The sequence below is a fragment of the Xanthomonas sp. XNM01 genome (genome assembly GCF_014851915.1).
Classification (GTDB): Bacteria; Pseudomonadota; Gammaproteobacteria; order Xanthomonadales; family Xanthomonadaceae; genus Pseudoxanthomonas.
On the sequence record NZ_JACVAP010000004.1, the window covers coordinates 540,200 to 566,687 of the forward strand.

General features: G+C 68.5%; 20 protein-coding genes. 5 read left to right on the forward strand and 15 right to left on the reverse strand.

The features are described 5' to 3' along the window. The first annotated feature begins 295 nt into the window (after window positions 1-295). Together ilvD and IB242_RS16490 are read left to right on the forward strand one after the other, a co-directional pair. The gene (gene ilvD / locus IB242_RS16485; RefSeq protein WP_192281989.1) at window positions 296-2,134 is read left to right on the forward strand and encodes a dihydroxy-acid dehydratase; all 1,839 of its coding nucleotides are present in this window, start codon (window positions 296-298) and stop codon (window positions 2,132-2,134) included. Window positions 2,135-2,205: 71 nt separating this feature from the next. Then, window positions 2,206-3,183 carry a BTAD domain-containing putative transcriptional regulator gene (locus tag IB242_RS16490; protein ID WP_192281992.1) on the forward strand — a complete coding sequence of 326 codons (978 nt, stop codon included), beginning with the start codon at window positions 2,206-2,208 and terminating at the stop codon, window positions 3,181-3,183. A gap of 216 nt (window positions 3,184-3,399) precedes the next feature. Here IB242_RS16490 and IB242_RS16495 read toward each other — a convergent pair whose 3' ends face one another. The 8 genes from IB242_RS16495 to IB242_RS16530 form a co-directional block, all read right to left on the reverse strand. Further along, the gene (locus IB242_RS16495; RefSeq protein WP_192281995.1) at window positions 3,400-4,764 is read right to left on the reverse strand and encodes a prepilin-type N-terminal cleavage/methylation domain-containing protein; all 1,365 of its coding nucleotides are present in this window, start codon (window positions 4,762-4,764) and stop codon (window positions 3,400-3,402) included. Beyond that, a complete protein-coding gene (locus tag IB242_RS16500; RefSeq protein WP_192281998.1) occupies window positions 4,761-5,786 on the reverse strand; it encodes a hypothetical protein in 1,026 nt (341 codons plus the stop codon). The genes IB242_RS16495 and IB242_RS16500 overlap by 4 nt, the downstream gene beginning before the upstream one ends. A gap of 68 nt (window positions 5,787-5,854) precedes the next feature. Then, window positions 5,855-8,911 (reverse strand): hypothetical protein, encoded by a 3,057-nt coding sequence (locus IB242_RS16505; RefSeq protein WP_192282001.1) that lies wholly within the window; start codon window positions 8,909-8,911, stop codon window positions 5,855-5,857. A 40-nt stretch (window positions 8,912-8,951) separates the two neighbouring features. Continuing rightward, window positions 8,952-9,650, reverse strand: a complete 699-nt coding sequence (locus tag IB242_RS16510; protein WP_225540732.1) for a prepilin-type N-terminal cleavage/methylation domain-containing protein — start codon at window positions 9,648-9,650, stop codon at window positions 8,952-8,954. Window positions 9,651-9,661: 11 nt separating this feature from the next. Then, window positions 9,662-10,918 (reverse strand): type II secretion system F family protein, encoded by a 1,257-nt coding sequence (locus IB242_RS16515; RefSeq protein ID WP_192282006.1) that lies wholly within the window; start codon window positions 10,916-10,918, stop codon window positions 9,662-9,664. Beyond that, window positions 10,915-12,615, reverse strand: coding sequence for a type II/IV secretion system protein (locus IB242_RS16520; protein WP_225540734.1), 1,701 nt, complete (start codon window positions 12,613-12,615; stop codon window positions 10,915-10,917). The genes IB242_RS16515 and IB242_RS16520 overlap by 4 nt, the downstream gene beginning before the upstream one ends. After that, entirely contained in the window at window positions 12,602-14,050 is a 1,449-nt protein-coding gene (locus tag IB242_RS16525) for an ExeA family protein (protein WP_192282009.1), read from the reverse strand. Before IB242_RS16525 ends, IB242_RS16520 begins: the two co-directional genes overlap by 14 nt. Next, window positions 14,047-14,403, reverse strand: a complete 357-nt coding sequence (locus IB242_RS16530; protein ID WP_192282012.1) for a hypothetical protein — start codon at window positions 14,401-14,403, stop codon at window positions 14,047-14,049. Before IB242_RS16530 ends, IB242_RS16525 begins: the two co-directional genes overlap by 4 nt. Here IB242_RS16530 and IB242_RS16535 point away from each other — a divergent pair. Beyond that, the gene (locus tag IB242_RS16535) at window positions 14,390-15,001 is read left to right on the forward strand and encodes a hypothetical protein (RefSeq protein WP_192282015.1); all 612 of its coding nucleotides are present in this window, start codon (window positions 14,390-14,392) and stop codon (window positions 14,999-15,001) included. The genes IB242_RS16530 and IB242_RS16535 overlap by 14 nt on opposite strands. Window positions 15,002-15,008: 7 nt before the next feature. Here the strand turns inward: IB242_RS16535 and mshL are convergent, their stop codons facing one another. The 7 genes from mshL to IB242_RS16570 are packed head-to-tail and all read right to left on the reverse strand — an operon-like array spanning window position 15,009 to window position 21,486. Further along, window positions 15,009-16,775: a pilus (MSHA type) biogenesis protein MshL gene (mshL, locus tag IB242_RS16540; RefSeq protein WP_225540736.1), complete on the reverse strand. Its 1,767-nt coding sequence runs from the start codon at window positions 16,773-16,775 to the stop codon at window positions 15,009-15,011. Between the two features lie 14 nt (window positions 16,776-16,789). Continuing rightward, the gene (locus IB242_RS16545) at window positions 16,790-17,581 is read right to left on the reverse strand and encodes a type II secretion system protein (protein WP_192282018.1); all 792 of its coding nucleotides are present in this window, start codon (window positions 17,579-17,581) and stop codon (window positions 16,790-16,792) included. A 1-nt stretch (window position 17,582) separates the two neighbouring features. Then, the gene (locus tag IB242_RS16550; RefSeq protein WP_192282021.1) at window positions 17,583-18,212 is read right to left on the reverse strand and encodes a hypothetical protein; all 630 of its coding nucleotides are present in this window, start codon (window positions 18,210-18,212) and stop codon (window positions 17,583-17,585) included. After that, window positions 18,209-18,727 (reverse strand): hypothetical protein, encoded by a 519-nt coding sequence (locus IB242_RS16555; RefSeq protein ID WP_192282024.1) that lies wholly within the window; start codon window positions 18,725-18,727, stop codon window positions 18,209-18,211. The genes IB242_RS16550 and IB242_RS16555 overlap by 4 nt, the downstream gene beginning before the upstream one ends. Then, entirely contained in the window at window positions 18,724-20,115 is a 1,392-nt protein-coding gene (locus IB242_RS16560) for a hypothetical protein (RefSeq protein WP_192282027.1), read from the reverse strand. Before IB242_RS16560 ends, IB242_RS16555 begins: the two co-directional genes overlap by 4 nt. Next, the gene (locus IB242_RS16565; protein WP_192282030.1) at window positions 20,112-20,654 is read right to left on the reverse strand and encodes a hypothetical protein; all 543 of its coding nucleotides are present in this window, start codon (window positions 20,652-20,654) and stop codon (window positions 20,112-20,114) included. The genes IB242_RS16560 and IB242_RS16565 overlap by 4 nt, the downstream gene beginning before the upstream one ends. Before the next feature lie 7 nt (window positions 20,655-20,661). Further along, window positions 20,662-21,486 (reverse strand): prepilin-type N-terminal cleavage/methylation domain-containing protein, encoded by an 825-nt coding sequence (locus IB242_RS16570; RefSeq protein WP_192282033.1) that lies wholly within the window; start codon window positions 21,484-21,486, stop codon window positions 20,662-20,664. A 220-nt stretch (window positions 21,487-21,706) separates the two neighbouring features. On the opposite strand from IB242_RS16570, the gene ggt reads away from it, so the two are divergent. Together ggt and IB242_RS16580 are read left to right on the forward strand one after the other, a co-directional pair. Next, the gene (gene ggt / locus IB242_RS16575; RefSeq protein ID WP_192282036.1) at window positions 21,707-23,428 is read left to right on the forward strand and encodes a gamma-glutamyltransferase; all 1,722 of its coding nucleotides are present in this window, start codon (window positions 21,707-21,709) and stop codon (window positions 23,426-23,428) included. Between the two features lie 448 nt (window positions 23,429-23,876). Further along, window positions 23,877-25,679: a methyl-accepting chemotaxis protein gene (locus IB242_RS16580; RefSeq protein ID WP_192282039.1), complete on the forward strand. Its 1,803-nt coding sequence runs from the start codon at window positions 23,877-23,879 to the stop codon at window positions 25,677-25,679. The last annotated feature ends 809 nt before the right edge of the window (window positions 25,680-26,488 follow it).

Consider the following 26,488-nt stretch of genomic DNA (forward strand, 5'->3'; position numbering starts at 1 on the left):
TTTCGAATCTGCGTGGTTTGTTGCTTACACGCTGGTTCGTCCCGCACCTGTTGGCGAGGTAATAAGGACGAGGACGAGAACCGGTGCCGCGGCGATGCCGGCGGTCGAGAGGTTCATCAGGGGCGTGTGGCGCTGCAACATGGTCCGTAGAGAACCACGGTGATTTGGTGCTTGTCAAGCAGGTCCGTGACGGTGAGGATGATTGCACCTGAAACCGAGAAAACGCAGCACAATCGGCTGCTTTCGTACCCCCCCGCCAGCCGCGTTGTCCGCCAGCGCACAGTACGCTTTCCCCATGCCCGACTATCGCTCCAAGACCTCGACCCACGGCCGCAACATGGCCGGCGCCCGCGCCCTGTGGCGCGCCACCGGCATGAAGGACGACGACTTCCACAAGCCGATCATCGCGATCGCCAACTCGTTCACCCAGTTCGTGCCCGGGCATGTGCACCTGAAGGACCTCGGGCAACTGGTTGCGCGCGAAATCGAACGCGTCGGCGGCGTCGCCAAGGAGTTCAACACGATCGCGGTCGACGACGGCATCGCGATGGGCCATGACGGCATGCTGTATTCGCTGCCCTCACGCGAGATCATCGCCGACGCGGTCGAATACATGGTCAACGCGCACTGCGCCGATGCGCTGGTGTGCATCTCCAACTGCGACAAGATCACGCCCGGCATGCTGATGGCCGCGCTGCGGCTGAACATCCCGGTGGTGTTCGTGTCCGGCGGGCCGATGGAAGCGGGCAAGACGAAACTTTCCGAGCACGGGCTGGATCTGGTCGATGCGATGGTGGTCGCGGCCGACGACAGCGCGTCGGATGAAAAGGTCGCCGCCTACGAGCGCAGCGCCTGCCCGACCTGCGGCTCGTGCAGCGGCATGTTCACCGCCAACTCGATGAACTGCCTGACCGAGGCGCTGGGCCTGGCGCTGCCCGGCAACGGCTCGACCCTGGCCACACATGCCGACCGCGAGCAGCTGTTCCTGCGTGCGGGACGTCTGATCGTCGAGCTGTGCCACCGCTGGTACGGCGCCGAGGATCCGGCCGCGCTGCCGCGTGGCATCGCTACATTTGAAGCCTTTGAAAATGCGATGACGCTGGACATCGCGATGGGCGGTTCGACCAACACCATCCTGCATCTGCTGGCCGCGGCGCAGGAAGGCGAGGTGCCGTTCGACCTGCGCGACATCGACCGCCTGTCGCGCAGAGTGCCGCAGCTGTGCAAGGTCGCGCCGAACATCCAGAAGTACCACATGGAAGACGTGCATCGCGCCGGCGGCATCTTCTCGATCCTGGGCGAACTGGCGCGCGGCGGCCTGCTGCACACCGAGGTGCCGACCGTGCACAGCCGCACGCTGAGCGAGGGCATCGCGAAGTGGGACATCACCCAGACCGACGATGACGCGGTGCATACCTTCTTCAAGGCAGGCCCGGGCGGCGTGCCGACCCAGGTCGCCTTCAGCCAGGCCACGCGCTGGCCGACGCTGGATATCGATCGCGCAGGTGGCTGCATCCGCAGCGTCGAACATGCGTACTCGCAGGAAGGCGGCCTGGCCGTGCTGTACGGCAACCTCGCGCTGGACGGCTGCGTGGTCAAGACCGCGGGCGTGGACGAGTCGATCCACGTGTTCGAAGGCAACGCCAGGGTCTTCGAGAGCCAGGATGCAGCGGTGAAGGGCATCCTCGCCAACGAGGTCGTCGCCGGCGATGTGGTGGTGATCCGCTACGAAGGCCCGAAAGGCGGCCCCGGCATGCAGGAGATGCTGTACCCGACCTCGTACCTGAAGTCGAAAGGCCTGGGCAAGCAGTGCGCGCTGCTCACCGACGGCCGCTTCTCCGGAGGCACCTCGGGCCTGTCGATCGGCCACGCTTCGCCGGAAGCGGCCGGTGGCGGCACGATCGGCCTGGTCCGCGACGGCGACAGGATCCTGATCGACATCCCCAACCGCGGCATCAATCTGCTGGTCTCCGATGAGGAACTGGCAGTGCGCCGCGAGCAGCAGAACGCCATCGGCTGGAAGCCGGCGCAGGCGCGTCCGCGCAAGGTCAGTACCGCGCTGAAGGCCTATGCCCTGCTGGCGACCAGTGCCGACAAGGGCGCGGTGCGCGACAGGGCGTTGCTGGACGGGTGAGGTGCGCCCGTAGGACGGGCCGGCTGAGTGCTTCAGAATTCGTGAAAGCGGCGTGATGAGTTTTTGCCGCTTTGTGCGGTAACCCCTATGGGGAAACGGACGATGCGCTTCCCCCGGCCTGTCCAAAGGGGAACTTCATCATGCCGCAGTCGCATTCGCTCTTCGTCACCGAAGCGGCCTGCCAGACGCAGGACCGCACCATCGCCGTCCCGGCGGGCGCTTCCGCGCCCGCGATCCGCCTGCTTGGCGCGCGCCGCATGGGGTGCGGCACGCGCGAGGTCGCGCTCCAGTATCGCAAGGGCTGGGCGTTGCTGACCTACCTGGCGATCGAACGGCAGCGCCACCAGCGTGTCCAGTTGGCCAGCCTGCTCTGGCCCGAGCTCGGCGAAACCGCGGCGCTGACCAACCTGAGGCAGGTCCTGTCCGATCTGAACCGGGCCATGAGCGCGGCAGTGGGCGACGGCGTTCTGCAGGTCGATCGCGAGTCGGTCCGGCTGTGCCCGGTCCGGGCACACGGGCTGTTCGACATCGACCTGCTCGAATGCGGCATGGATGGAAGCAGGCCGGGGGAGGCGCAGTCCTGGTTGCACGATGCCGGAGAACTGCTGGAGGGCATGGCGCTGGACAGCTGCGCCTCGTACGCGGAGTGGCTGTCGTGCACGCGCGAATGGATCGGCCGGCGCCTGGCCGACGCGCTTGCGGTGCTGCGCGATGTCGCCGCCGCACGTGGCGCCCGGCGCGAGGCGCTGCTGGTGGCGCGCCGGCTGATCACCCAGGACCCGTTGAACGAACTCCACCACCGCGCACTGATGCGGCTGCACGCGCAGCTCGGCGAGGCCGGCATGGCCCTGGGCTGCTACCGTACCCTGGCACACCGGCTGCAGAGCGAACTGGGCGAACTGCCATCGCGGGAAACGCGCGACCTGGCCGAGAGCATCCGGGTGACGGCGCAGCATCGGGTGCCGACGGGCCAGGCTGCCAGCGCGCGCGTACGGCTGGCGCCGGCGCGGCAGAAGCTGGTGCTGGCGGCGGATGTCCTGGCGGGCTGACCATACAAGGCGGCTCGCCGGGACCGGATGTGTCATCGATGCCATAGGCTGCGCTTCCGGGGGAAGCGTCTGCGTTCCGGCGCCTGGACGATGTCCTGCAGCGCACTGCAGCCGCCATGACCACTTCCGTTCCCGTCGCATGCATACGTCGCTGCAGTCGGCGCCTGGCGAGCAACGTGATCACCCGAAGTGGTGGAGTTCGCGGTCACGTCCGTCTCAGGGCGTACTGCCGCCGTATTCGAAGGCGCGGGCAGTGTCGCGTGTGGCTGCGTCGGGGAAGCCGCCGAGAATATCTGCACGGCGTGCATCGGCCACGATCCCTCTTTCCACGTCTTTCGCCTTGCCGGGGAAGTAGGCGGCGAAGGTGTCGCGATGGCCTTGGGCAGTGCTCCAGTAGGTGGCGGCCGACGCCTTGGCGACACCCGCCGCGATGACGCTGCCGACCGCGGTGCCGATGCTGCCGCTGGCGATGCCCACGCGCCAGTTCCAGCCGCCATAGGTATCGAGCATTTCGGCGATGGTATCCAGCGTCTGCGCGGTGGTATTGACCATCTCTGCGGTCGCGTCGATCAACGCGACGGTGGCGTTGTGGTTGTTGGCATCACCCAGCGCCACCATGATGTCCAGCTGGATCTTGGTGTTCTCCATCACCGGCGTCGTCAGGCGTGCCGCCATCGCCACATTGGGATGCGCATACACCGCGGGGCCATAGCTGTCGCCGCAGCGCAGTCGCGTCCACAACTGGTCGATGCCCACCGCCAGCACCCGGTCGTTGTAGGGCGTGACGCCGCCCTGGCGTGGGCGGCGCGGCGAATGGAAGGCCAGCGAAGTGTCGGTATGCTCGGCAGTCGCGGTCAACGGATCGGTGATGGCCAACGCGTAGGCGACATTGCCAGCGATCCGTTCAGGCTCCAGTTCGCGCCGGGTATGCAGATGGTCCATGCTCGCCGGCAGCAGCGCAGCACTGCGGATCGCATGGCAGAAGTCCAGCGTGTTCAGCCACAGTGCGGGATTGTCGGCACAACTGGCACCGTCTGGCAGGTGCTGGCAATTGTTCCAGGGCCTGACCTCGTGCATCGGTGCGATGTTCTGCGAATTTCCGGTCACCTGGAGCGGCTGCGCACGATCCAGATTGCCCGCCGTCAGCACCGCCAGGTCCGCATCCAGTGGCGTATCGACGTTGATCACCCGTCCTGTCTCGCCACTCGCGGTCGCGCCGCGCCAACCCGCCAGCGGCACACTGCCGCTACGACGCAGCACGCCGTAGCGGATGCGTTGCGCGCGCGCGTCCGGCAGGCCCACGGTCAGGTAAGGCAAGGTGCCGATCGCACCGGAAGCGCAGTTCTCATGGCCGTCGGCATCTGTATCCGGGCAGGGCAGGCGCGACCGGATCGCCGCGAAGCCCATCACGGCATCGTCGGCGCGCTGCAGCAGGTCGCGCTGCGCCACCTGTTGCTGCTCTTCCTGCTGCAAGCCTATCCAGCGCACCAGCAGGATGCCGATGATGCCGAGGATCACCAGAGCCACGGCCAGTTCGACCAGCGAAAAGCCGCGCTGGCGGTCGGTGTGGGACCTGCTCATGGGTTCAATCCTGCATTGTCCATACGGATGGCGTGGCTGCTGGACTGGTCGTACAGCACTTGAATCCGGTTCCGCTGCGCCGTCACCAGGACCAGTCGCTCCCTGGCGTCGGCGACGCCCTGGATGGCTTCCTGCAGGCTCTTTTCGGCCTCCACCAGCGATTTGATCGCCTCGGCCATTGCTTTGACGGAGGTGACCAGCTGCTTGATGCCGGCGGAGATCGTCACGCCATCGGGCGGCCAGCCGGAGGCCATCAGGGTAATGGCGATGGCTTCATTGGTGATCGATTCGGCCAGCGCATACGCGGCCAGGTCGCGGGTGGTCCTGGCCAGGGCTTCGGTGGTCTGCGCGATCTTGATGTCGAAGTCGCGGAACTCGACGTTGAATTCGGTCAGGCGCAAAGCGCTGTGCGCGGCAAACGCTGCCTGTGCGCTGCCCTGGGCCCGCGCCAGGCGCTCGGGGCAGGACAGGCGCACCGACAGTTCACCGCTGCCGGCGGCGACCGCCGCATGTGCCGAGCGTTCACTGTCTCCGCGGCCCGGCATATGCTGACCCGATTCGACCCAGCCATCCTTGATCGCGACCAGATCGTGCCCTGCGACCCCGGCATGGCCCAGGTAATAGGCCACCGGCGTGCCCAGCCCTCCCAAGGTGATGTTGTCGCGCTGGTTCAGCAGCAGGCGCATGCAGAAGTCCAGCGTGTTCTGCACCGGCGTGTGCTGCGTATCGCCGGGCAGCAGCGGGTGGAACAGGCTGCCGGGGGCGGACGCCAGACCGGTCTGTACCTGGTAGCGGATCCGCATCCGCGATGGCAGGCCCAGATCGCTGACCGGTAGCCATGGCCCCAGCGCGCCGTCGTTGGCCTCGCCGTCGCCATCGCTGTCGGCGGCGGGCAGCCGGCCATGTGCGCGTGCGTAACCCAGCAGGGCCTGTTCGGCCTGCGCCAGCTCATGCAGTTGGCGCTCGCCTTCGACGACCCGGTTGCCAAGCGGCAACAGGGTGAAGAGCAGCACCCCCAGCAATGCAGCGATCACCAGCGCGACCGACAGTTCGACCAGCGACCAGCCCAGCTGACGACGGTATGCGTGGCTCATGGCGTCGTTCCCAGTTCCTGCGGACCGACCGAGCCGCGTGCGTCGGCCCGCTCGAGTGCGGGTTCGGCGCCGAAGCCGATGTCGATCTGGGCACCGCCGCTGGGATCGTTGTTCGCCCGCTTCAGATTTTCGTACTCGGCAAGCAGGTTCTCGTACTGCGTGTCGAGGTCGTCATAATTCCTGCGCGCCTCGTCGGCGCCGATCTTGGCCCGGCGCCAGTCCTCGAACGCACGGTTGAACGGATAGCGCTGGCAGTACAGGCCCATGCTGTAGGCCGAGCCCCAGCCCCAGGGATTGGGCCAGGTCCAGTTCGCGCCATTCCAGACGCGACCTGTCCAGAACGAGCAGAAGTCCTTGCTTGCAAGTTCGAGTTTGTCGGTGACCAGTATCGGCTGCGAGCCACTGCCCCCATAAGGCTCGGGTGCGTAGTAGGGCAGTTGGCGTGTCCGGGTCTGCCATTCGATGCGGGTGGTCGGCGGGTCCGTGCTGTCGTCGGTGATTTCTACCTGGACCTGGTAGCTCTCCCAGAAATACGCGCTGGAGGTAGCCGCTTTCCAGTCGTAGCTGAGTGGGTTGCCGTCGGCATCCTCGGTCACTTCGATCGCATGGGTGAACCAGCCGTCCGGATACTGGATAAACGGTGAAGGCATCCCGCCATAGGCATCTGCTGCGGCGCTGCGGTTTCCCGCCAGTGCGCTCTGCTCATTCCGCAGCTCATCCAGCTGGCTCTGCATGTAGGGCTTGCAGGCCGCTTTCAGGTTGCTCTCCATTTCGTACTGGAGCACGCCGCCCGCGTACACCGGTGCACCACTGGCATCGGTCATGGGCTTCCTGCATTCCTCGACGTAGATCACCGCCTGCCTGGCGTTCTCGCACTTCTGTTCGGTCGTGGCGGTTCTCGGCGAGGCACCACAGTGCTGCGCGTCGTCCCGCTGGCCCTGCATCTTGCTGAGGATCGAACTGCTGCCCACGAACCAGGAGTCGAAGTTCTCCTCGGCCAGATTGATCTCACGCTCAAGCTCCTCTTCGCGCAGGTTGTAGCCAGCCCATTCCTGGGCCTTGTTGCGGCGTGCGATCGCATCGGCGACTGCCAGCTCGCGGTTGAATTCGATTCTCCTGCGCTCCACGCGGTGGTAGGCGCCGAGCTTTGTGGTAACCGGCTGCTCATCGACGATGTCGGTGCGGCTGCCGACGTACACGCAGTCACTTCCACGGTGGTCATACTCGCCGTTGCCCTGGCCGACATGGTTGCAGTCGATGTAGAGCACCTCCTTCGCATAGCGCCCGCCCTCGATGGTCTGGTAACCGGTGTCGAGGACACGCTCGTTGATCCGACCGTTCTCGACCAGACTGTCGACCGTGTTGCCGTTCGCGTCGGCATTGCTGTTGACGCTGATGCCCCAGGGTGCCAGCCGATGCTGCTCGAGCAGGTCCACCTGCTCCTGCAGGATGTCCCACTGGGTCTTGGCGTCGCGCCGACGCTGCTCCAGGCTGGTCGGGGTCGCGCCGGCCTTGTAAGCGACCTGCCAGATTTCATCTCCATTGCTGTCGACCAGTTGCCGACCATCGCTGCCGAGCACCGGGATCCGGTTACCGGACTCATCCAGTTCGTAGACGACCCGGTACTTCTTGGACGGGTCGTCGATACCCTCGCGGTAGTCGGGGTTCTCTTCGGTCAGCACCGTGCTTTCGTCGGTGCAGTTGCGGGCGAACAACGTGCATTCCATCTGTGCGATGGCATCATCCAGGCTCGCCGCCGGAGGCAAGCTCGCCTTCCTGGCCATGTCGCGCGCCTTTATCGAGGCATCCAGTGCCAGGGCTGCGGGCACCAGTGCGGCGGCCTTCTGCGCCAGGGTCACGCCCTTTGTGCCGAGGCCGGCGATCGAGGTCCCCAGGGCAGCTGCCTTGACGGCCACCTCGGCGCACGAGGCACCGAGCGAGGCGATGCAGGTGATGATCGCCCGGGTCAGGCTGACCGCGGTGGTGACCACGGTCGTGATCTGGTCGGACAGGCTGGCGGCCGTGGTCACCAGCTTGAACACGATCGAGATCTGCGCGTTGCGCGCGCTGTCCACGGCTGATTCCGCCGCTTTGAGGTTGCTGGCCTGCAGTTCCTCCAGGGCATCGTGCAGGGTGATGGACGCGGCCAGCACGTCCATCGCGGCCAGTGACACGTTGTAGGGCGTGGTGTCGACGGCGAGCGTGGACGCGCCCGAGAAGGGAGCCACCGCCAGCGAAGCGCTGGCGGTATCGCCGCTGGCAGCCTGCAGCCTGCAGCCCAGGCTCTGCGCCATCGCATCGAAACTGCGGACCCGCACCCGGTCGTCGTAGCCCGAGGTCCACTCGCGCCAAGGTGCCTCGAGGGTGCCGGCGGTGCCGGCATTGGCATCGTCCAGGCGCCTGCTGCCCGCGTCCGGGCCTGCTGCGGCGATGCCATAGGCGACATTCTGCCTCACGCCGTTCTGCGTGGTGACGTTGGCCAGGGCGGCCGCGCCGCCCGCTGTTTCGGCCAGCTCGAGCGCATGGCACAGGTCCAGGCCATTGATCGCCTCGAACCGGCGCCGGCCGGTCTCCTCGCCATCGCTGTCCCTGCTGATGATCTCGCGGATGCTGCCATCCAGCATCGGCGGCTGATAGGCATTGCCCGGGCGGGTCAGGTCCAGGTGGGCCGATTCGCTGCCGCGGTAGACCATGTAGGCCATCGGCCCCACCTGTGGCGCATTGCCCGAGGCGCCAGCCAGACTGCGCAGCGGCAACCAGCCTTGGGCGCCGACGCTGCAGTCCTCCTCGCCGTGCACGCTGGATGCCGGACAGGGCAGGCGTGCGTTGGACGAAGCGAATGCGGCAATCGCTTCGTCGGCCCAGCGCAGCCCCTGCTCCTGGCTGACTGCCTGCGCGGGTGCGCGCTTGGCCTGGAGCAGTAACGCGCCGGCGGCCAGCGCACTGGCGACGAGCAGCAGGATCAGCAGGGCCTGGACCAGTCCGATGCCGGCCTGGCCTCGATGGGGCGACGGAACCGGGTGAATGGAAGCAACGCGATGCGTCATGCTCATGACCGATGTCCTGTGCAGGCGTGGATTCCGACCGGTGGAATCACTGGTTCATCCTGATGTAGGCGGACACCGTGGGGATCACGGCATCCGGCGCTTCGCTGATCTGGCGTTCGTTGCGGCTCCAGGGACCCTCGGTCGGCGGGCTGCCGGGACCACCGGTGAAGTTCTGGCTGTCGACTTCGCGGAGACGACCGAAACGCGCGTCCACCCGACCGTCGATGCGCGTGTCGAGCTGATGCGCCAGCTCCGGGCTCAATCCTCTCAACAGCATGACGTTGCGGCTGCGCAGCGCGTAGGTCGTGCCACTGGACGGCTCCGCCCAGTTATCGACATTGACGAAGCAGACCTCCAGCTCCTGCGGCTGGCCGTTGCTGTCCTGGTAGACGTAGCGGGTCTCCAGGCCTTCGGCACGGCCTTGCGGCAGGCTGATGCCGCGGGTCAGCATCATCTCGCGCAGGTCGTTGTTGCACAGCTCGGTATTGGCCGCGTTGCGCACGCGGCCGCTCGGGTCCACGAGGCTGTCGCCGGGCACTACGCCGACCTGGGCGACATAACGGTCGTAGGCGACCATCCAGCCCTGGACGAACTCGCTGCCGATGCGTTCTGCCACCGCGCTGCGGTAGAGGTCGCGGCCCACGCTGACCGCGCCGATGATCAGGGCGATCACCACCAGCACCACGGACATCTCGAGGATGGTGAAGCCGGTCTGCCGGTGAGAGACAAGGGGATTGCTGTACATCGCACTCATTCCTAGAAGGTCGGCGAAGTGATCGCCTGCTGCACCAGGTCGTATACCGGCAGCAGCAGGGCCACGATCAGGAACACGAACATGCCGCCGGCCAGCAGCACGACCACCGGCTTGATGACCTCCGACAGGTTGGTGATCAGGCGTTGCAGGCGGGTGCTGTACTCGCCGGACAGGCGTGAGAACTGGGCATCCAGGGTGCCGGTCTCTTCACCGACCCCGACCATGCGCACCATCATCGAGGGAAAGCCGCCGACCTGGCGCATGGCGGCGGAGAAGCGGTCGCCGCGCTCCAGCACCTGGCGGATCGCGATGATGCGGTCGCGGTAGTACTCGTCGCGCATCGCCCGCTCCATCACCTGCAGGCTGCTGACCATGTCCACGCCGGCCTTGATCAGCAGCGACATGTACTCGGTGAAGAACGCCAGGCCGGACGAGACCATGATCGTTCTGGCGATCGGCAGCTTGTGCATGGTGTAGTGCACGGTCCGCCGGAACGTACGGCTGTAGCGCCAGGTCACCCACAGCGCGAACGCGGCCACGACCAGGCCGATCAGGATCATGCCGATATGACCGATCAGCCATTCCGAACCGGCCATCACTGCGATCGTCAGCGGCGGCAGCTTGGCGTTCATCTGCTTGAACAGGTCCGACAGGTTCGGGATCACGTAGTAGATCCAGAAGCCGCCGGCGGCGAAGATCGCCGAAAACACGAAGGCCGGGTAGATCAGTGCCTGCCGGGTGTCGGCGGTCATTTTCGAGATGCGCTCGATGTGGTCGGCCGCCTCCATCAGCATCCGGTCCATCGTGCCGGTCTCGTCGCCGATCAGCACGAGGTTGCGCACGGTCTCCGGGAACGCATCCGGGTAGCGCGAGAACGCGTCGCTGAGCGAGGCGCCGGCGTCAAGTTCGTCGAGCAGGCGCCGGGCGAGCTTGGCCGGGTTGGAGGTGCGTCCCTGCCCGACCTCGTTGGCGACCGCACGCAGCGCCTCCATCACCGGGATGCCGCTGCTGGTCATCACCCCGAGGTCGCGCAGCATGCCGGCCAGTTCGATCGGTCGGATGCTGGGCTTGACCAGGTGGCTGAGCGAGCGCTGGGTCTCGGCCAGCCAGCCCGGCAGCCGGTACAGCGTCAGCACCACGGCATCGAAGTTCTTTTCCAGCCACATCCTGGCGGAGGCGTCCTGCTCGACGGCGAGCTGGGCGACGCCGCTGGTCACGCGCCCGCTGGAGAGCAGCAGCCGGTAGTAGTAGACGTTCATGGCGTTGGCCCCACGCCGACCACGCGCAGCACTTCCTCGGTCGTGGTCTGGCCATTGACGATGCGGGTCCTGGCGATCTGCTCGATGCTGCGGAAGCCGGCGTTCATCGCCATGTTGCGCTGCGCCTCACGGCCGGCGTCGTCGGCGATGCTGTTGGCCAGCGCCTCGTCGACCAGCATGATGTCGTAGACCGGAAGGCGGCCGTAGTAGCCGCTGCCACGGCAGCGCTCGCAACCCTGGCCACGACAGCCGGTGGCTCCGGGTGCGAGTTCCAGCCAGATCCGCTCGTTCTCGGTGAACGGCACCTCGATGCTGCAGAAGGGACAGTTCTGCCGGACCAGACGCTGGTTGACAACCGCCAGCAGGTTGTCGGCGATCACTTGCGCTTCCAGACCGAGCGGACGCAGGCGGGGGACCACGCCGAACACGCTGGTCACGTGCAGGGTCGACAGCACGAGATGGCCGGTCGCCGCCGCCTCCAGCGCGGCCTGCGCGGTTTCGGCATCGCGCATTTCGCCCAGCAGGATCACGTCCGGGTCATGACGCAGGAAATGGCGCAGGGCCGAGCCGAACTCGTAGCCGGCGCGGCGGTTGACCTCGGTCTGGCCGGCGCCGGGGACGCGGTACTCGATCGGATCCTCGACGGTCAGCACGTTGCGTTCGATCAGGGACTGCATGCGCAGCGCCGCATGCAGCGACGAACTTTTGCCCGAACCGGTCGGACCGGTGATCAGGACCAGGCCGGCCGGCTTGGCGAACAGCCGCTCCAGCACGGCGACGTCTTCCGGGAAGAAACCGAGTTCGGCCAGCCCGGCCAGGTCGCTGTGTTCGGGGAGCAGTCGCATCACCGTGCGCTCGCCGGCGTCGGTGATGATCGTGGACACGCGTACCGTCAGCGCCGAGTCCAGCACCACCGCGCGGAAGCTGCCGTCCTGCGGCCGGCGCTGCTCGGAGATGTCCATTTCCGCGGCCAGCTTGATATAGCCGAGCAGGCGGGTCAGCTGGGTCGGCATCGCGAACATCGGCCGCAGAACGCCGTCGACCCGGAACAGCACATGCAGGCTCTTCTCGGACGGCGAGATGTGGATGTCGGTGGTGCGTTCGCGCACCGCGTAGTGCAGCAGGTAGTCGAGCAGCTTCTCCGGGCTGTAGGCGTGGTCGCTGTCGGACGACAGCCGCTTGATCTCGCGTTCCAGCAGGCTTTCGACCGGATTCTGCGCGAAGTAGTAGGTATGGCGGATCAGCCGCGCGACCTTGCCGTACTCGCCCTGCAGGAAGCGGCAGCGCAGTCCGCAGCGCTGCAGCACCAGCTGGGCCACGGTGGGAGGGTCGGCATCGCCGAGCAGCACTTCCAGCGCGTCGTCGGCGCGCCGCAGCGGCAGGAACTGGCGCAGCTGGCACAGCTCCCGGTTGAACATCGCCAGCACCTGCGGCTCGGCCACCGGCAAGGTGTCGACCGCCACGTAGGCGATGTCGTTCATTTCCGACAGCACCTGGACGATGTCGGACTCGTTGGCCAGGCCGTGGTTGATCAGGATGCGGCCCAGGCGCTGATGCTCGACCTCGTTCTTCTGCAGCGCGTACTGCAGCTGGGTCTGGTCGATGAGCCTGCGCTCGAGCAGGCGCTCGCCCAGCCGGAGCGTGGGCGCATTGCCGTTTGTACCGGCGGGGGATACGCGTGGATCAACCGTTGCCATGGGCGTCGTGCCGTGTCGCGGTGTGGGGGGTGGCGGCATCGGGCGATGCCGCCAGGGTGTCGAGCAGCAAGAGCGTGGCCGGGTCCGGCGAGCCGGTCGCGGACAGGCCGTTGCGCTGCTGGAAGCGGGCGATCGCCGCATGCATGCGGGGCCCGTACAGGCCGTCGAGCTGGCCGTCGTAGTCGCCGTGCCGCAACAGCGTGGACTGCAGGCCGCGGACCAGGTCGTCCCGTCCGGCCAGCGGCAGGAAGTCCTGTGCGGCGATCGGTGCCGACCAGGCCGCGGTCCAGTGACCTGCCTCCTCGCGCAGGCACACATCACCGCGCGCGGTGATCCGCGCCGCCAGGCCGGCATCGACCTGCTGCAGATGGGTCGGTCGTCCGGCAAGGCGCTGCAGGCAGCGTTCCCAGCCGGATGCGGACGCGGCGACGGCGGCCGTGTCAGCGGCGGCCGGCATGGTGGCCGGCGGGGTGGAGATGCGGGGCTCGGCCGCCTCGGCCTGCGGGACCGGACTGTGCAGCGCAAGCCCGATCATGCCCGCGCCGAGCGCCAGCCCCAGCGAGGCGGCGACGGCCCAGCCGCGGCGTGGCGCCGCCCGCCGCACCGGGTGTGCGCCGGACTCGGCCGCCGCCCGCCGGACCAGTGACGCGCCGATCACCCGGCGGCCTTCCGGTGCGTGGTAGAGACCGTACAGGCAGCGGTCCATGATCAGGTGGATGCGGCGGGCGTTGCCGTCACTGGCCGCATGCAGTGCGGCGGCGCCGGTGTCGTCCAGGCGGATGCGGCCGGCGGCTCCGGCGACCGCCAGCCTGAAGTCGACGTAGCGCTGCGCCTGGCCGGCATCCATCGGCGACAGGCGCACGTGCTTGCAGATCCGGCTGGTGAGCTGGCGGATACGCGGCTGATCCAGGGTCTCGCGCAGCTCCGGCTGGCCGGCCAGCACGATCTGCAGCAGCTTCTCCTGTCCGGTTTCCAGATTGGTCAGCAGGCGCAGCAGTTCCAGGCTCTCGAACGTCAGGTTCTGGGCGTCGTCGATGACCAGCACGCAGGGCGTGTGCGCCTGCCAGCGCTGGACGAGAAACCGGTTCAGGGCTTCGATGTCGGCGGCGGGATTTCCCTGCGGCGCCAGGCCGAAGTCGCGCAGCACGGCAGCCAGCAGGTCGCCGCCTTGCAGGAAGGTGTTGAACACCAGCGATACCACCATGCCGTCGGCATCCAGCACCTGCAGCAGACGCCGCAGGAAGGTGCTCTTGCCGGTACCGACTTCGCCGGTCAGCAGCACGAATCCGGCCCGCGTACGCAGGCAGTGCGCGGTCTCGACGAGCTCCCGCTCCAGTGAGGGCGTCTGGAACCAGGCTTCGGCGTCGGGCGTGGGCGGGAACGGAACCCGTCCCAGGCCGAGCGTGGCCAGGTGCTGGGACAGCGCGGGATTCATCGTGCCTGCGCCTCGATGTCGGCCAGCGCGCGGGCGACCAGTGCCGACCGGTTGTGGCGGCCGGCGAGACGGGTCAGGCGCAGGCGTGCATCCTCGACGTCGCCACGTCCGGCCGAGAGCAGGGCGATGTTGACGCCGGCGTTCTCGTCGTCCGGCACGCGTTCGGCGATGCGCAGGTACAACTGCTCTGCCGAGGTCATGTCGCCGCCACGATGCGCGACCCAGGCCTGCATCCGCAGCAGGGTCAGGCTGCTCGACGGCAGCAGCGCTTCGAGTTCGGTCAGGGCCTGCCGGGCCCGCGCGGTGTCGCCGTCGGCGATCGCGGCTTCGATGGCGGAAATGGTGGCCGGCACCGACGTGTCGTCCGGCGCGGGTGCGGCGGTCCGGGCTCCGTCGCCGCGGCGCTCGACCTTGATGCTGATCGGCTGCGGCTCTTCCTGTGTCTGCCCCATTGTCGCCATCGGCGCGGGCGTCGGCGCTGCCGGAGGCATGGTGTCGGGCGTGGCCGCGGGTGCGGGCAGTGCGACCGGCATGCTGGCCTGCACCTGCACCTGCATCGGTGCAGGTGGTGCGGCGGCAACGGCCGGCGTCGGCGGTGCCGCGGTTGCCACCGTCGCGACCAGTATGTTCGCCGGTTCGATGCTCCCGGGAGCCGGCATGCCGATTGCCACCGGCATGGAGGGCGGGTCCATGGACACCGTGGGTGCATCGGCTGAGGCAGGGGCGGGCGCCACAGGGGGACGCGCCGCCGCGACCTCGGTGACCGGCGCTGAGGCCACGCGCCCTGACTGGCCCGCTGCCAGGAAGGCCAGCGGCGCGGCGATCAGCGCGCCAGCAGCCACCAGCATGCCGTTGCGATGCTGCAGGGACTGCCGCGACCACCACGACGCGCGCGGGGTCGCGGCCGGTGCCATCGCAACGGGACCGGACTGCCGGCTGAGCGCGTCGTAGATCAGGCTCATATCACCTTCACCCGCAGGACCAGCACCAGCTCGCGCGTGTTCTGGGTCGTGCCGCGCGAACCGAACAGCTTGCCCAGGCCGGGGATGTCGGACAGGCCGGGGATGCCGGCGTCGCTGAGGCTGGAGTTCTGGTCGATCAGGCCGCCGAGCACGACGGTGTCGCCATCGCGCAGGTTCAGCGTGGTGGTGATGCCCTTGACGTTGATCGTCGGCAGGGTCACTGCGTTGCCGTTCGGGAACTCCACCAGCCGCAGCGTGCCGGGCTCGACCTCGGTCTGCATCGGATGCACCAGCAGTTCCACCGAGCCGTTCTCATGGATGATCGGCGCCACGCCGATCACCACGCCGGAGAACAGCGAGTCGGTCTGGATGTCGGACGAGGTGTTGAAGCCACTGCCCGCGCTGGAGAAATTGGTGGTGGACTTGGTGACGTAGCGGATGTTGGAACCGACACTGAGATACGCAGGCGCACCGTTGCGCACGCGGACGCTGGGATTGGACAGCACCTTGACGTTGCCGAAGCCGCGCAGTGCGTTGACCGCGGCCGAGAAGGTGTCGCTGACGTAGCTCAGGCCCGCGGCGCGGCCGAGGGCCGAACCCAGGGTCTGGTTGGGGAACAGGATCGAACGGTCCTGGTTGCCGTAGCGGTTGCCGGCAAAGTTGCTGCCCTGGCCGTTGTATCCAAGCAGGTTGGGGTTGGTGTCGGTGCCGGGGATGGGCGCGATGGTGGCCGGCGAATCGCCGTAGAGGCCGGCGACGCGGTTGCGCAGCAGGTTCCAGTCGACGCCGTACTGGAAGTTGTCGTTGAGCGACACGTCGAGGATCTGCGCCTCCACCAGCACCTGGCGGCGCATCTTGGAGGTGGTGCGCTCGATCAGTTCCTCGACCGCACGGACCTGCGAGGGCCGGGCCCGGACGAACAGCGTGCCCGACGACGGATCCAGGCTGTGGCGCGGCTGCTCCGGTTCGGGTGCCGCGTCCGGGCCCCGCGCGGCCTGGCCGGCCTTGTCGGGTGCCAGGATGACCTGCAACGCGGCCTCGAGCTGCTTGTACGGGTCGTTGTCCTTGCCCACGCTGCCGCTCATGGTCAGCGTGCCGCGCAGCGACTGGCCGCCGCCGCCACCGCCCTGCATACCGGCGCCGAACACGTCGCCGCCGGTGGTCAGGTCGAACGAGGTGTTGGAGTTGAGCAGGTCGACGTTGAAGATGCGCTCGCGCAGCTGGCTCACCACCAGCGCGCCGCCCCGGGTCTCGCCGTGCAGGTCGAAGGCGTCGAGGATGTGGTTGTAGACCTCGCGTGCGCTGACGTTGCGCAGGTGCATGCTGGTGCGCTGGCGCTGCTCGAGCACGCGTGGGTCGACGATCAGGTTCATCTTCAGCTCGTCCGCCAGCGCCCACAGCAGCTGGCCGACATCGGCATTGAACATGCTGATGCTGACCACGCTGTTCTCCAGCGGGTCGTATGCGGGCGCCACCGGTGCGGCGGCCGCGGCCAGCGCCATCGAGCGTTCGATCTGGCTGCGCAGACGCTCGTTCTGTGCGGCCAGCTTCGCCGACTCCTCGATGATCGCACCGCCGGTCTTCTCCAGCGCGGCGTGCTCGACCGGAGGCAGATCCTTCACGCTGCGCGGCGGCATGTTGGCGCAGGCCGCCAGCGACAGCGCGCAGGCGGCGGCGAGGAGGCCGGCCACGGGGCGACGCATGCGCAGGCCAGTGGTGTTGAGGTTCGGATTCATCTCGTTCTGTGCCTTGGAAGGATTCATGGGAACTGCGGCGTTCAACGTGTGGTCGCGGTCAGCCAGCCGAGCAGGGCGGTTGGACTTTCGGCAACGACGACGTCGTCGTTGCCGCTTGCCTGTGGTTGATCGGGCGACGCCACGCACTTGCTGGCGCCGGCGGCGAAGGCCTGATGGATGCCATCGAAACCCGCGTGGAGGCTGCCCATCCCATCGCGGTCGGTGGCGGGCGCCACCAGCACGAACGCGGGGTTGATGAGAGTGATGCCGGTGCCGGGACTGGAGCCCGCGTCGCAACTGTTCTCGACGCTGCGGCCGGTGACGTAGTACGGCCGCGCGCTGGAGGCGACTGCGGACGCGGCGCCGGTCAGCGCCGTGCTGAAGCCGCCGAGGCCATCGATGTCGATACTGTCGGCGGCGCCGTGCCGGGGCGCGACGAGATCGGTTGCGGCTGCGCCGCGATATACGCCGTAGCGCAACCGCGACGCACGCACCGGGATCGCCAGGCCCAGGCTTTCGTATGGCAGCCAGCCGACATCGACGCCGGCGCCACAGGCGGCACCGGCACCTTCACGGCCGCTGTCGCCATGGGTGGAGGTGTCCGGGCAGGGCAGACGCTTGTTGCGCAGGGCGAATGCGCGCAGCGCCTGCCGGGCCGACTCCGCATCGGCGCGGGCGCCATTGTGTGCGCGTGCCTGCTGGAGACCGTCGAAGGACGACGTCATGGCAACGGCAAGCAGGCCGATCACGCCCAGCACCGTGGCCAGCTCGACCAGGGTGAAACCGTCCTGCCGCCCTCCTTGCGTTGCATGTCGGCTGCGGATGCGATGCATGTCATTGCGCCTTCGCCGGTATCACGGACCCCGCTGCGCCCGGGCCAAGGTCGTAACGCAGCTGTCCTTGGAGCGTCTGCAGTTCATTGATGATCGCGTCGTGGCGTTGCCTCTGCTCAGGCGTATCGGCCCGTTGCGCGGTCTCGGCCAGTTCCAGCGCGAGGACCTGCGCGCGCCGGGCGATGGCCAGATTGCTGCGCAGCGCTTCGAGATTGATGTCGGGCGGGACCTGTCCCGAGCGCTCGGCCTGGTCGAGGTCCCGGAGCAGCCCATCGATCCTGGCGGTGTTCTGCTGGGCCTGCAGGCGCACGCCGGCAACGGTCTGGTCCACGGCAGCCTGCGCGGTCACAGGCCCGGTGCCGCGGGGAGCCTGCACCGAAGACAGGCTGCTGGTGGTGCCGGCGACAGCAGGTGCCTGCGCCCAGGGGGGGGGGGCGTCGCTTCCCGTACCGGTCGCGGCGGGGATGTCGTTGCCGGCACCGGGTCGTGCCGGTGCCGGCTGCGCGCCATGGACCTGTGGCGACGATGCAGCATCCGTTCCTGTCGCCAGACTGCGGACGGCCAGGATCACGAGAACACCGACGGCGATCGCCGCGGCAGTCCACAGCAGGGGCTTGTAGCGCGGGTTCATTGCGCGGTCCTTCCGGCCTGGTCGTGCTGCTGGAACGGCGAGCGCACCTGGTGCACGGTGGGGACACCGTCGAGGCCGATGATCCGGACCCAGTCCGGACCGATCGCCTGGATCAGGGAACCATCGGCGAGGCGCATGCCCGCACGTGCCCGCTGGCCGTCGATGACCGCGGTGCGACGGCCGTCGGCGATCATCACCAGCGACACAGCGTGTTCGCCCTGGAGCGCGTTTCCGGCGGCGGTACCTGCGCCGGAGACCGGCTGGCCGACCGGTGCGGCCACCGCGATCAGCTGCGTGCCGATGCCGACCATCGCACTGTGGCGCAGCGGTGCGATCAGTTCCTGTGCCTTGGCGTTGCGCGCGATCGCGTTGCGCAGTTCGGCCATCGCGGCGGTCTCCTCGGCCTGATTGCCCAGGTGCAGGACGGCCGGCTTGGCGATGACCATCGTCGCCAGCCAGCCGGTGACGGCCAGCCAGGCGATCAGGGCGACGATGGCGGTGTACTTCATCTTCATGGCGCGGCTCCCGGTGCCGATGCCGGCGTGCGCTTGAGCAGGTAGGAGAAGAAGCCGCTGGACGCGCGCGCGCCCGCGCCTGCCTGCGGATCCAGCGGGACCGGGTCATAGCCCGCGCGGCGCAGGCGTTCCACGAAGCCCGGCACCTGCATGCCGGGAGTTCCGCGACCGGGATCGACGATTCCGTCTACGCGCAGCGTCGGTTCGGCGAGTTCCGGTCCTGCATTGGCCGTCTGCTGCCGCCGCTGGGTGGTGGGTTCCTCGATCCGCACGCGCAGGATCCGGACCTCGCCGGCGGCGGCATCCCGCACCAGCGCCAGGCCTTCGACAGGGTCGATGCCATGGTTCATGCTTTCTGCGCGCTCGACGAAGGCCAGGGTGGCGGCGAAGCCATCCGGCACAGCCTGTTTGCCCTGCAGGCCGGCAATGCGCTCCTCGATCGCGCTGATCTGGCTGTCGAGCTGTGCCGAGCGCTGGTCGGCCTCGTTGGCGCTCAGCGTCCAGCGCGCGCCCAGCGTGCCAAGGGCCACCGCGAACAGCAGCGACGCCGCACTGGCCAGGGGCAGGCCCCATTCGGCCATGTAGGCGGCCCGGCTGAGCGGCGGATTCACCGCGATCGTGGGCGCCACCACCGATTCGATCCAGGCGATGCCGCTGCGGTACTCCTGGCCAGCCTCGTCACGGACCAGGCGGGTGGGGACGGACGTGACCTGCAGGCCGCTGCGTGCCGAGAAGATCTCCCGCAGCGTGTCGTCGGCCCAGGGCAGACCCTCGGCCGGGCGCGGTACCAGCACCGGGCACCAGCGCATGCTGAGCGGGTCCAGATTGTCCTGCCCACGGCCCAGATCGTCGGCGACCTGTTCGGCCAGCGCGCCGACGGTCATCGCCAGATCGTCGGGGTCGTCGCTGTAGGCCAGTGAGGAGCGGTAGAGGATGTCGTGCTTGAGCAGGGCCAGCACACTGACCCGCCGGCCCGCCTGCAGGACCACACCCTGGCCGGTGGCCAGCGCATGCCACAGCAGGGAGGTGGCCGGGATCAGCAGGCAGTGGTCCGGCTGCGCCTCGGCCCAGGCGTAGGCCTGCTGCCAGGTCTCCAGCGGCACCGCGGTGAACAGGGTCTGGTAACCCGCGCCGACGGTACGGGTCTTGTGGACCAGGATCTTGCTTTCGCTGTCGATCAGGCCATCGGCGCGCAGGCGGCGTTCGATCAGGGCGACCGCGTGGGCGGCACTGCCTTCCAGCGCGATCACGTCGCTGACCGCGCCGTCGAAATCGCTGATCACCGCCGCCGCACGCTGCGGCTTCGGCCGTGCGCTGCTGATCTCGACCATCGCGCCGTCGAAGCTCAGCCACTGGCCCTGTTGCTGGATCAGATGGAGCAGGCTCATGGCAGCACTCCGCTGGCATCAGGACTCGACACGGCGCCGGTGCGGAACACCAGGCTGCCGCGCAGGGTGAGGGACAGGGGGGCGGGCCGGCGGTCCAGCATGTTCGGGACGTCGAACAGACCTTCCTCCTGCTGGGTGACCGACAGTTCGAACGCCTCCGCGCCGAACAGCAGATCGCTGCTGCGCGTGACCGTACCGACCATGGCCGCCGCTTCCTCGCGGCTCATCTGGCTTTGGCGTAGATTGATCAGCCGCTCGCCCCAGGCGTTGGGCTGCAGGCCATGGGCATGCGCGTTGCTTAGAAGCTGCCGGGCGGACTCGGCGTAGTCGACGCGCAGCCTCGCTTCCTGTTCGCGCACCTGGGCCTCGGAGAGCATCTGGGTGCGGGTGCCGAGCCGGGCATAGGCATCGGCCAGTCCGGAGCGCGCACTGACGAACCAGGCCGCGGCCACCACCAGCGTAGCCAGCGTGCCGGCGAACAGCAGCAGCGAGGTGCGCCGCGATTGCCGCAGGTGAACGAACAGGAGCGAGGGTTTCATGGTGTGCTTACTGGTTCATCTTGTAGTGGGCGACCAGGGTCATCACCTGCTCGATGTCCGAGGTGGAGTCGTCGTTCAGATCGGCGGTGCCGGCGGCGCCGCCGGTGCCGGTCAGGCGCTGGGTGTTGTTGCCTTCCCACTCCAGACCGACGCTGTTGGCATCGGCAGCAGAGCCGGTACGGGCCTGGATGCCTTCCTGGCGGAAGGCGCCGTTCTGGGCGTCGGGCTTGCCATCGATCATCTGGTCCAGGGCGCGCGCCAGGTCCGGGGTCAGGCCGCTGATGACCATCACGTTGCCCGAGCCGGAGCCGGTGCCTGGCGGATTCCACTGGAAGCAGATCTGGATTTCCTGCGGGTTGCCGTTGGTGTCCAGGTAGACGTAGCGGTCTTCCATGCCGTCGCCGCGGCCGGGCGGCATGGTGATGCCGGAGCGGCGCATCATCAGGCGCAGGTCGAACTGCTCGCCGGCCTCGAAGCTGCCGCGCTGCATGCCGGGGCCGAGGTTGCCGCGGCAGATCGCCGCAGGGCCGGTCTCACCGGACATGTCACCACCGGACAGCGTGCCGGCGTTGCCGTTGTAGTTGGCGCCATTGACCATCAGGCGCGGTGCGCTCTGGTTGTCGCCGACCGGCGAGCCCATGCGCTGGTTGTAGGTGTTGTATGCCACCACCCACTGGTCCATGAACTTCTGCTTGATGCGCGTGTATTCGGCGTTGCGCTGGACATCGCGGCCGATCATGACCGCGCCGATGATGACGCCGATGATGACCAGGACCACGGCCATCTCGACCAGCGTGAAGCCGCCCTGGCGGCGAGTGCGATGAGCTTGCATCTTGAACCCCTGATGTGTGCGGTGGACACGGAACGGACGACGGACCGACCCCTCGATCCGCGTGACTGGCGAGATAGATACGGGGCGACCGTAAGCGGGTCGTAAGAGAACGTAAGAAGCCGCATGCGCCCGGGTACGGAGCAGGCACTCCGGTGCGCCGGAGTCCCTGCTGGATGCGCATGCGTTAAGGTTCGGACTCCTGCCGCCGCATCGACCGTCCATGAAGCCTCGCGCCACCCTGCTCCTGCTCTCCGGTCTGCTGATCGGCACCTGCCTGCCCGCACCGGCCGCCGCGGCCGACCGCATCACCGGGCACACCTTCGCCACCCGCTCCGAGGTGATCGCGCCGAAGGCGATGGCCGCCACCTCGCAGCCGCTGGCCACCCAGATCGCGCTGAACGTGATGAAGTCAGGCGGCACCGCGGTGGATGCGGCGATCGCCGCGAACGCCGCACTGGGCCTGATGGAGCCGACAGGCAACGGCATCGGCGGCGACCTGTTCGCCATCGTCTGGGACCCGAAGACGCAGAAGCTGTACGGCTACAACGGATCGGGGCGTTCGCCGAAGTCGCTGACCCTGGCCGAGTTCCGCCGTCGCGGCTTGACCGAGATCCCGGCCACCGGCCCGCTGCCGGTGTCGGTGCCGGGTGCGGTCGATGGCTGGTTCGCGCTGCACGAACGGTTCGGCCGCAAGCCGATGGCGGAGAACCTCGCGCCGACCATCCGCTACGCGCGCGACGGGCATCCGGTCTCCGAGGTGATCGCCTACTACTGGGACCGCTCGGTGCCGCGACTGTCGCCGCAGCCGGGATTCAAGGAACAGTTCACCATCGATGGTCGCGCGCCGCGCAAGGGCGAGCTGTGGCGCAATCCCGGCCTGGCCGACACGCTGCAGAAGATCGCCGATGGCGGTCGCGACGCGTTCTACACCGGCGAGATCGCGCGCACCATCGACGCGTTCTTCAAGGCCAATGGCGGCTTCCTCAGCTACGAGGACATGGCCAGCCACCACGGCGAGTGGGTCGAGCCGGTCAGCAGCAACTACCGCGGCTACGACGTGTGGGAGCTGCCGCCCAACAGCCAGGGCATCGCCGCGCTGCAGATCCTCAACGTGCTGGAGGGATACGACTTCTCGAAGATCCCGTTCGGCTCGGCCGAGCACGTGCACCTGTTCGTCGAGGCCAAGAAGCTGGCCTTCGCCGACCGCGCACGCTTCTATGCCGACATGGCCTTCCAGCCGGCGCCGGTGGAGCGACTGATCTCCAAGGAGTACGCGGCGCAGCGGCGCGCGCTGATCTCGATGGGCACGGCGATGAAGACCGTGCAGCCCGGCACGCCGAAGCAGCTGGAAGAGGGCGACACGATCTACATGACCGTCGCCGACGCCGACGGGATGATGGTGTCGCTGATCCAGTCCAACTACCGCGGCATGGGCAGCGGCATGGCGCCGCCGGGGCTGGGCTTCATCCTGCAGGACCGCGGCGAGATGTTCGTGCTGCAGAAGGACCACCCGAACGGCTATGCGCCGGGCAAGCGCCCGTTCCAGACCATCATCCCGGCGTTCATCACCCGCGACGGCAAGCCATGGCTGTCGTTCGGCGTGATGGGCGGGGCGATGCAGCCGCAGGGCCATGCGCAGATCGTGATGAACCTGATCGACTTCGGCATGAACCTGCAGGAGGCCGGCGACGCGCCGAGGATCCAGCACGAGGGCTCGACCGAGCCGACCGGGCAGAACACCGCGATGACCGACGGTGGCGAGGTCAACCTCGAGACCGGCTTCCCGTACGAGACCGTGCGTGCGCTGATGCGCAAGGGCCATCGCGTGGTGTTCGCCGATGGCCCGTACGGCGGCTATCAGGCGATCCTGCGCGACCCGGAGACCGGCGTTTACTACGGCGCCTCCGAGAGCCGCAAGGACGGGCAGGCCGCCGGCTACTGAGTGGCGTCCGGCGGCGAGGGCGGCGGCCTCGCCCTCGCGCGTGCGTCGGCAGGTGCCGTGAGCCGATGCGGCGGGCGGGCATCGCCGTCGCGGTCGTCTCGACGGAGGCGCCCGTGTCGGCGCGGCCTTCACTGCAGGAGCGTGCCTGCACGACCCCGCCGCTTTCGTCGTGCGCTTCCGTCGCGGCGCCTGGCTGCCGCGTGACGGCATCGGTTCCATGTCATTCGGCCCGGTGGTCCGGCGCCCCGGGTCCGTCATCGCAGAGGGCGGTTGCCAGCAGTGCGTTGGCGACACTTTGCGCTCAACGCGCGCCGCCCTTCCGCAGGGATGCGACCACATTCGTCCCACACCTCAGCACCCGGCAGCGCCCCACGTGCCGCCAGCCGCGGTTCAATCCCAGACCCGGCCGGCCGATAACGACGGTGGGAGAAAGGGAGGGGACGCTGCGATGCAGCCGTGTTTCGAAGTACCGTCCGGACAGGACGGGATCGGGCCGATGCTGCCCGACGCACCGGTCGCGCTGCTGCGGCTGGACCAGGCGCGGCGCATCGTCGCGGTCAACCGCGCCGCGCTGGATCTGCTCGGCAGCGAGCCGGCCCTGATCAATGCCGGCTGCGAGCGGCTGTGGGGCATGCCGCCGGAAGCGCTCGGCGATGCCGAGGGGGTGTGGTGCGCGGCTGGCGACGATCCGGCCTGCCGGGTCCGCCACCAGCGCGACCGTGATGGCGACGGCTGGCTGCTGTCGCTGCCGCATCCGGAAACGGCACAGCTGCTGCGCGATCCGCCCCCGTCCGCGCCCGCACCGCTGGATGCCGCGTCCGCCCAGGCCTCGGACGATGCGGCATTGCTGGCCCATGTCGGTGCGCTGCTTGGTGGCTGCGACCTGGATCTGGTGCTGCCCGAGCAACAGCGCGACAGCGCGATCGGGCGTCGCCTGGGCGCCGGGTTCGGCAATCTGGCCGAGGCCATCCGCCAGGCGGTCGCACTGTCGGTGCAGATCGCCCAGGCGGTGCCGCAGGTGGTCGAGGAGAACGGCGAGCTCGCCCGCCAGGCGCAGGCCCAGGCCGATGCGCTGCAGTCCGTCCTGGAAGCCACCCAGCGCCTGCTGCAGGGGCTGCAGGCGGTCGGCGGCGACCTCGATGCGGTCAAGGGCGTGGCCGCCAGTGCCGACGAGAGCGCACGCGAGGGCGGTCAGGCGGCGCGGGCGCTGGCCGAGGCCATGCAGGAAGTCGAGCGCCGGGCCACCCGCGCGCACGACGTGATCGAGGTGATCGACGCGGTCGCGTTCCAGACCAACATCCTGTCGATCAACGCCAGCATCGAAGCCGCGCGTGCCGGGCCCGCCGGCCGCGGGTTCGCGGTGGTGGCCAACGAGATCCGCAGCCTCGCCGACCGCGCAGGCACGGCCGCGCGCGATGTCCGCGGCATCATCGGCGAAACCGTGCAGGCGCTCGGCGACGGCGCCGCATCGGCGCGGCGGACCGAACAGGTGCTCGACGGCATCGGCGTGCTGCTGGCACGCGCAGGATCGGCGATGGAGTCGGTCGCCGGCCGCGTGGCGGGCCAGGGCGAGGAGATCCTGGCGATCGACCGTGCGGTCGAGCGCGCGGCGGAACTCGGGCGCAGCAATCTGGAGCACGCCGCGCACGTGGCCGAGCGCAGCCAGGCGCTGGGTGAGGCGGCGGGCACGCTGGCCGATTGCGTCGGCCTGTTCCGTCTGCCCGATGCGCCGCTGCAGCAGCCGCGGCACGCGCGCGTGCATGCGCTGGCCACCGCGACGGCCGGACGCATCGGCGCGCTGTTCGAGGATGCGCTGGCGCAGCGGCGGATCACGCCCGACGCGCTGTTCTCGCAGGAGTACCGCCAGATTCCGGGCATCGATCCGCCCAAGTACCGCACTCCGTTCGACGCGCTCTGCGACGAACTGCTGCCGCCGCTGCAGGAGCCGCTGGCGGCGGCGGAGGACTGGATCGTGTTCGCGATCTGCGCCAATCCCGACGGTTACGTGCCGACCCACAACCTGCGTTTCAGCCAGCCGATGACCGGCGACCGCGCGCGCGACCTGGTCGGCAACCGCACCAAGCGGATCTTCGGCGACCGGGTCGGGCGCAGCGTGGGCGCGCACACCGATCCGTACCGGTTGCAGGTCTACCGGCGCGATACCGGGCAGATCATGTTCGACCTGTCGGTCCCCGTGTACGTCGGTGGCGAGCACTGGGGCGGATTGCGCGTCGGCTACACGCTGGAATGATGACACCACGGCCGGTGCCGATGCCGGCCGGTCATCGTGTATCGCCCCGATCCGGCGCGGCATCGGACCGGGCCGGGCCGGGCCGGGCGGGTGCATCGCGCCATGCCGCGGAAGCCGCTCAGCGCAGCGGCGAGCGGCCGTCGCGGAGCGCGGCAGACCAGGTCGTGGTCCAGAGCGCCATCGGCGTCGGGCAGGCTGGCGTGGAATGCCGCGCGCGCCTGCCCGGCGTCCCTCCCGGCCCGCAAGTCGCGTCCGATACGGGCTGCCCTCCGGCAGCTTCACCACGTTGGACACCGGCGCGACGAGGCCGGCCTCCACGTTGCCGTGGAAATCGAAGAAGTGCCGATCCTCGAACAGCGCGTCGAGCCGTGCGGTGCCGAGGCATCCGAAGATGCGGTCGCAGAATGACGTGCCGGTCAGGATCCGGCAGTCGAGGTCGCCGAACACGCGGACGGTGCCGTTGGCGATCACCACGCGGGCGCGCAGGTTGCCGCTGACGATCAGGCTGGCGATGTCGTCGACGAACAGGCTGGCGCAGGTCAGGTCGCCGATGACGACCAGGACGTTCACGTCGAACATCAGCTCCCGTCCATGATGATCGGACCGTCGCAGGCATGGAATCCGTCGGGAGCCTCCAGGAAGCGCAGATGATCCCGGCCCCCGGGCAGCGCGTCTGCAGGGCGGCAGCCTCCGCGTCGGTGGGCGGGCGGCGGGTGATCGTGGATGCCATGCCAGGTGAACTCCGTTCGATGCAGGGCCATCGCGTGCGTGGCCGCGGCCGTTCCCGGATCGATCACCCGTGTCACCGA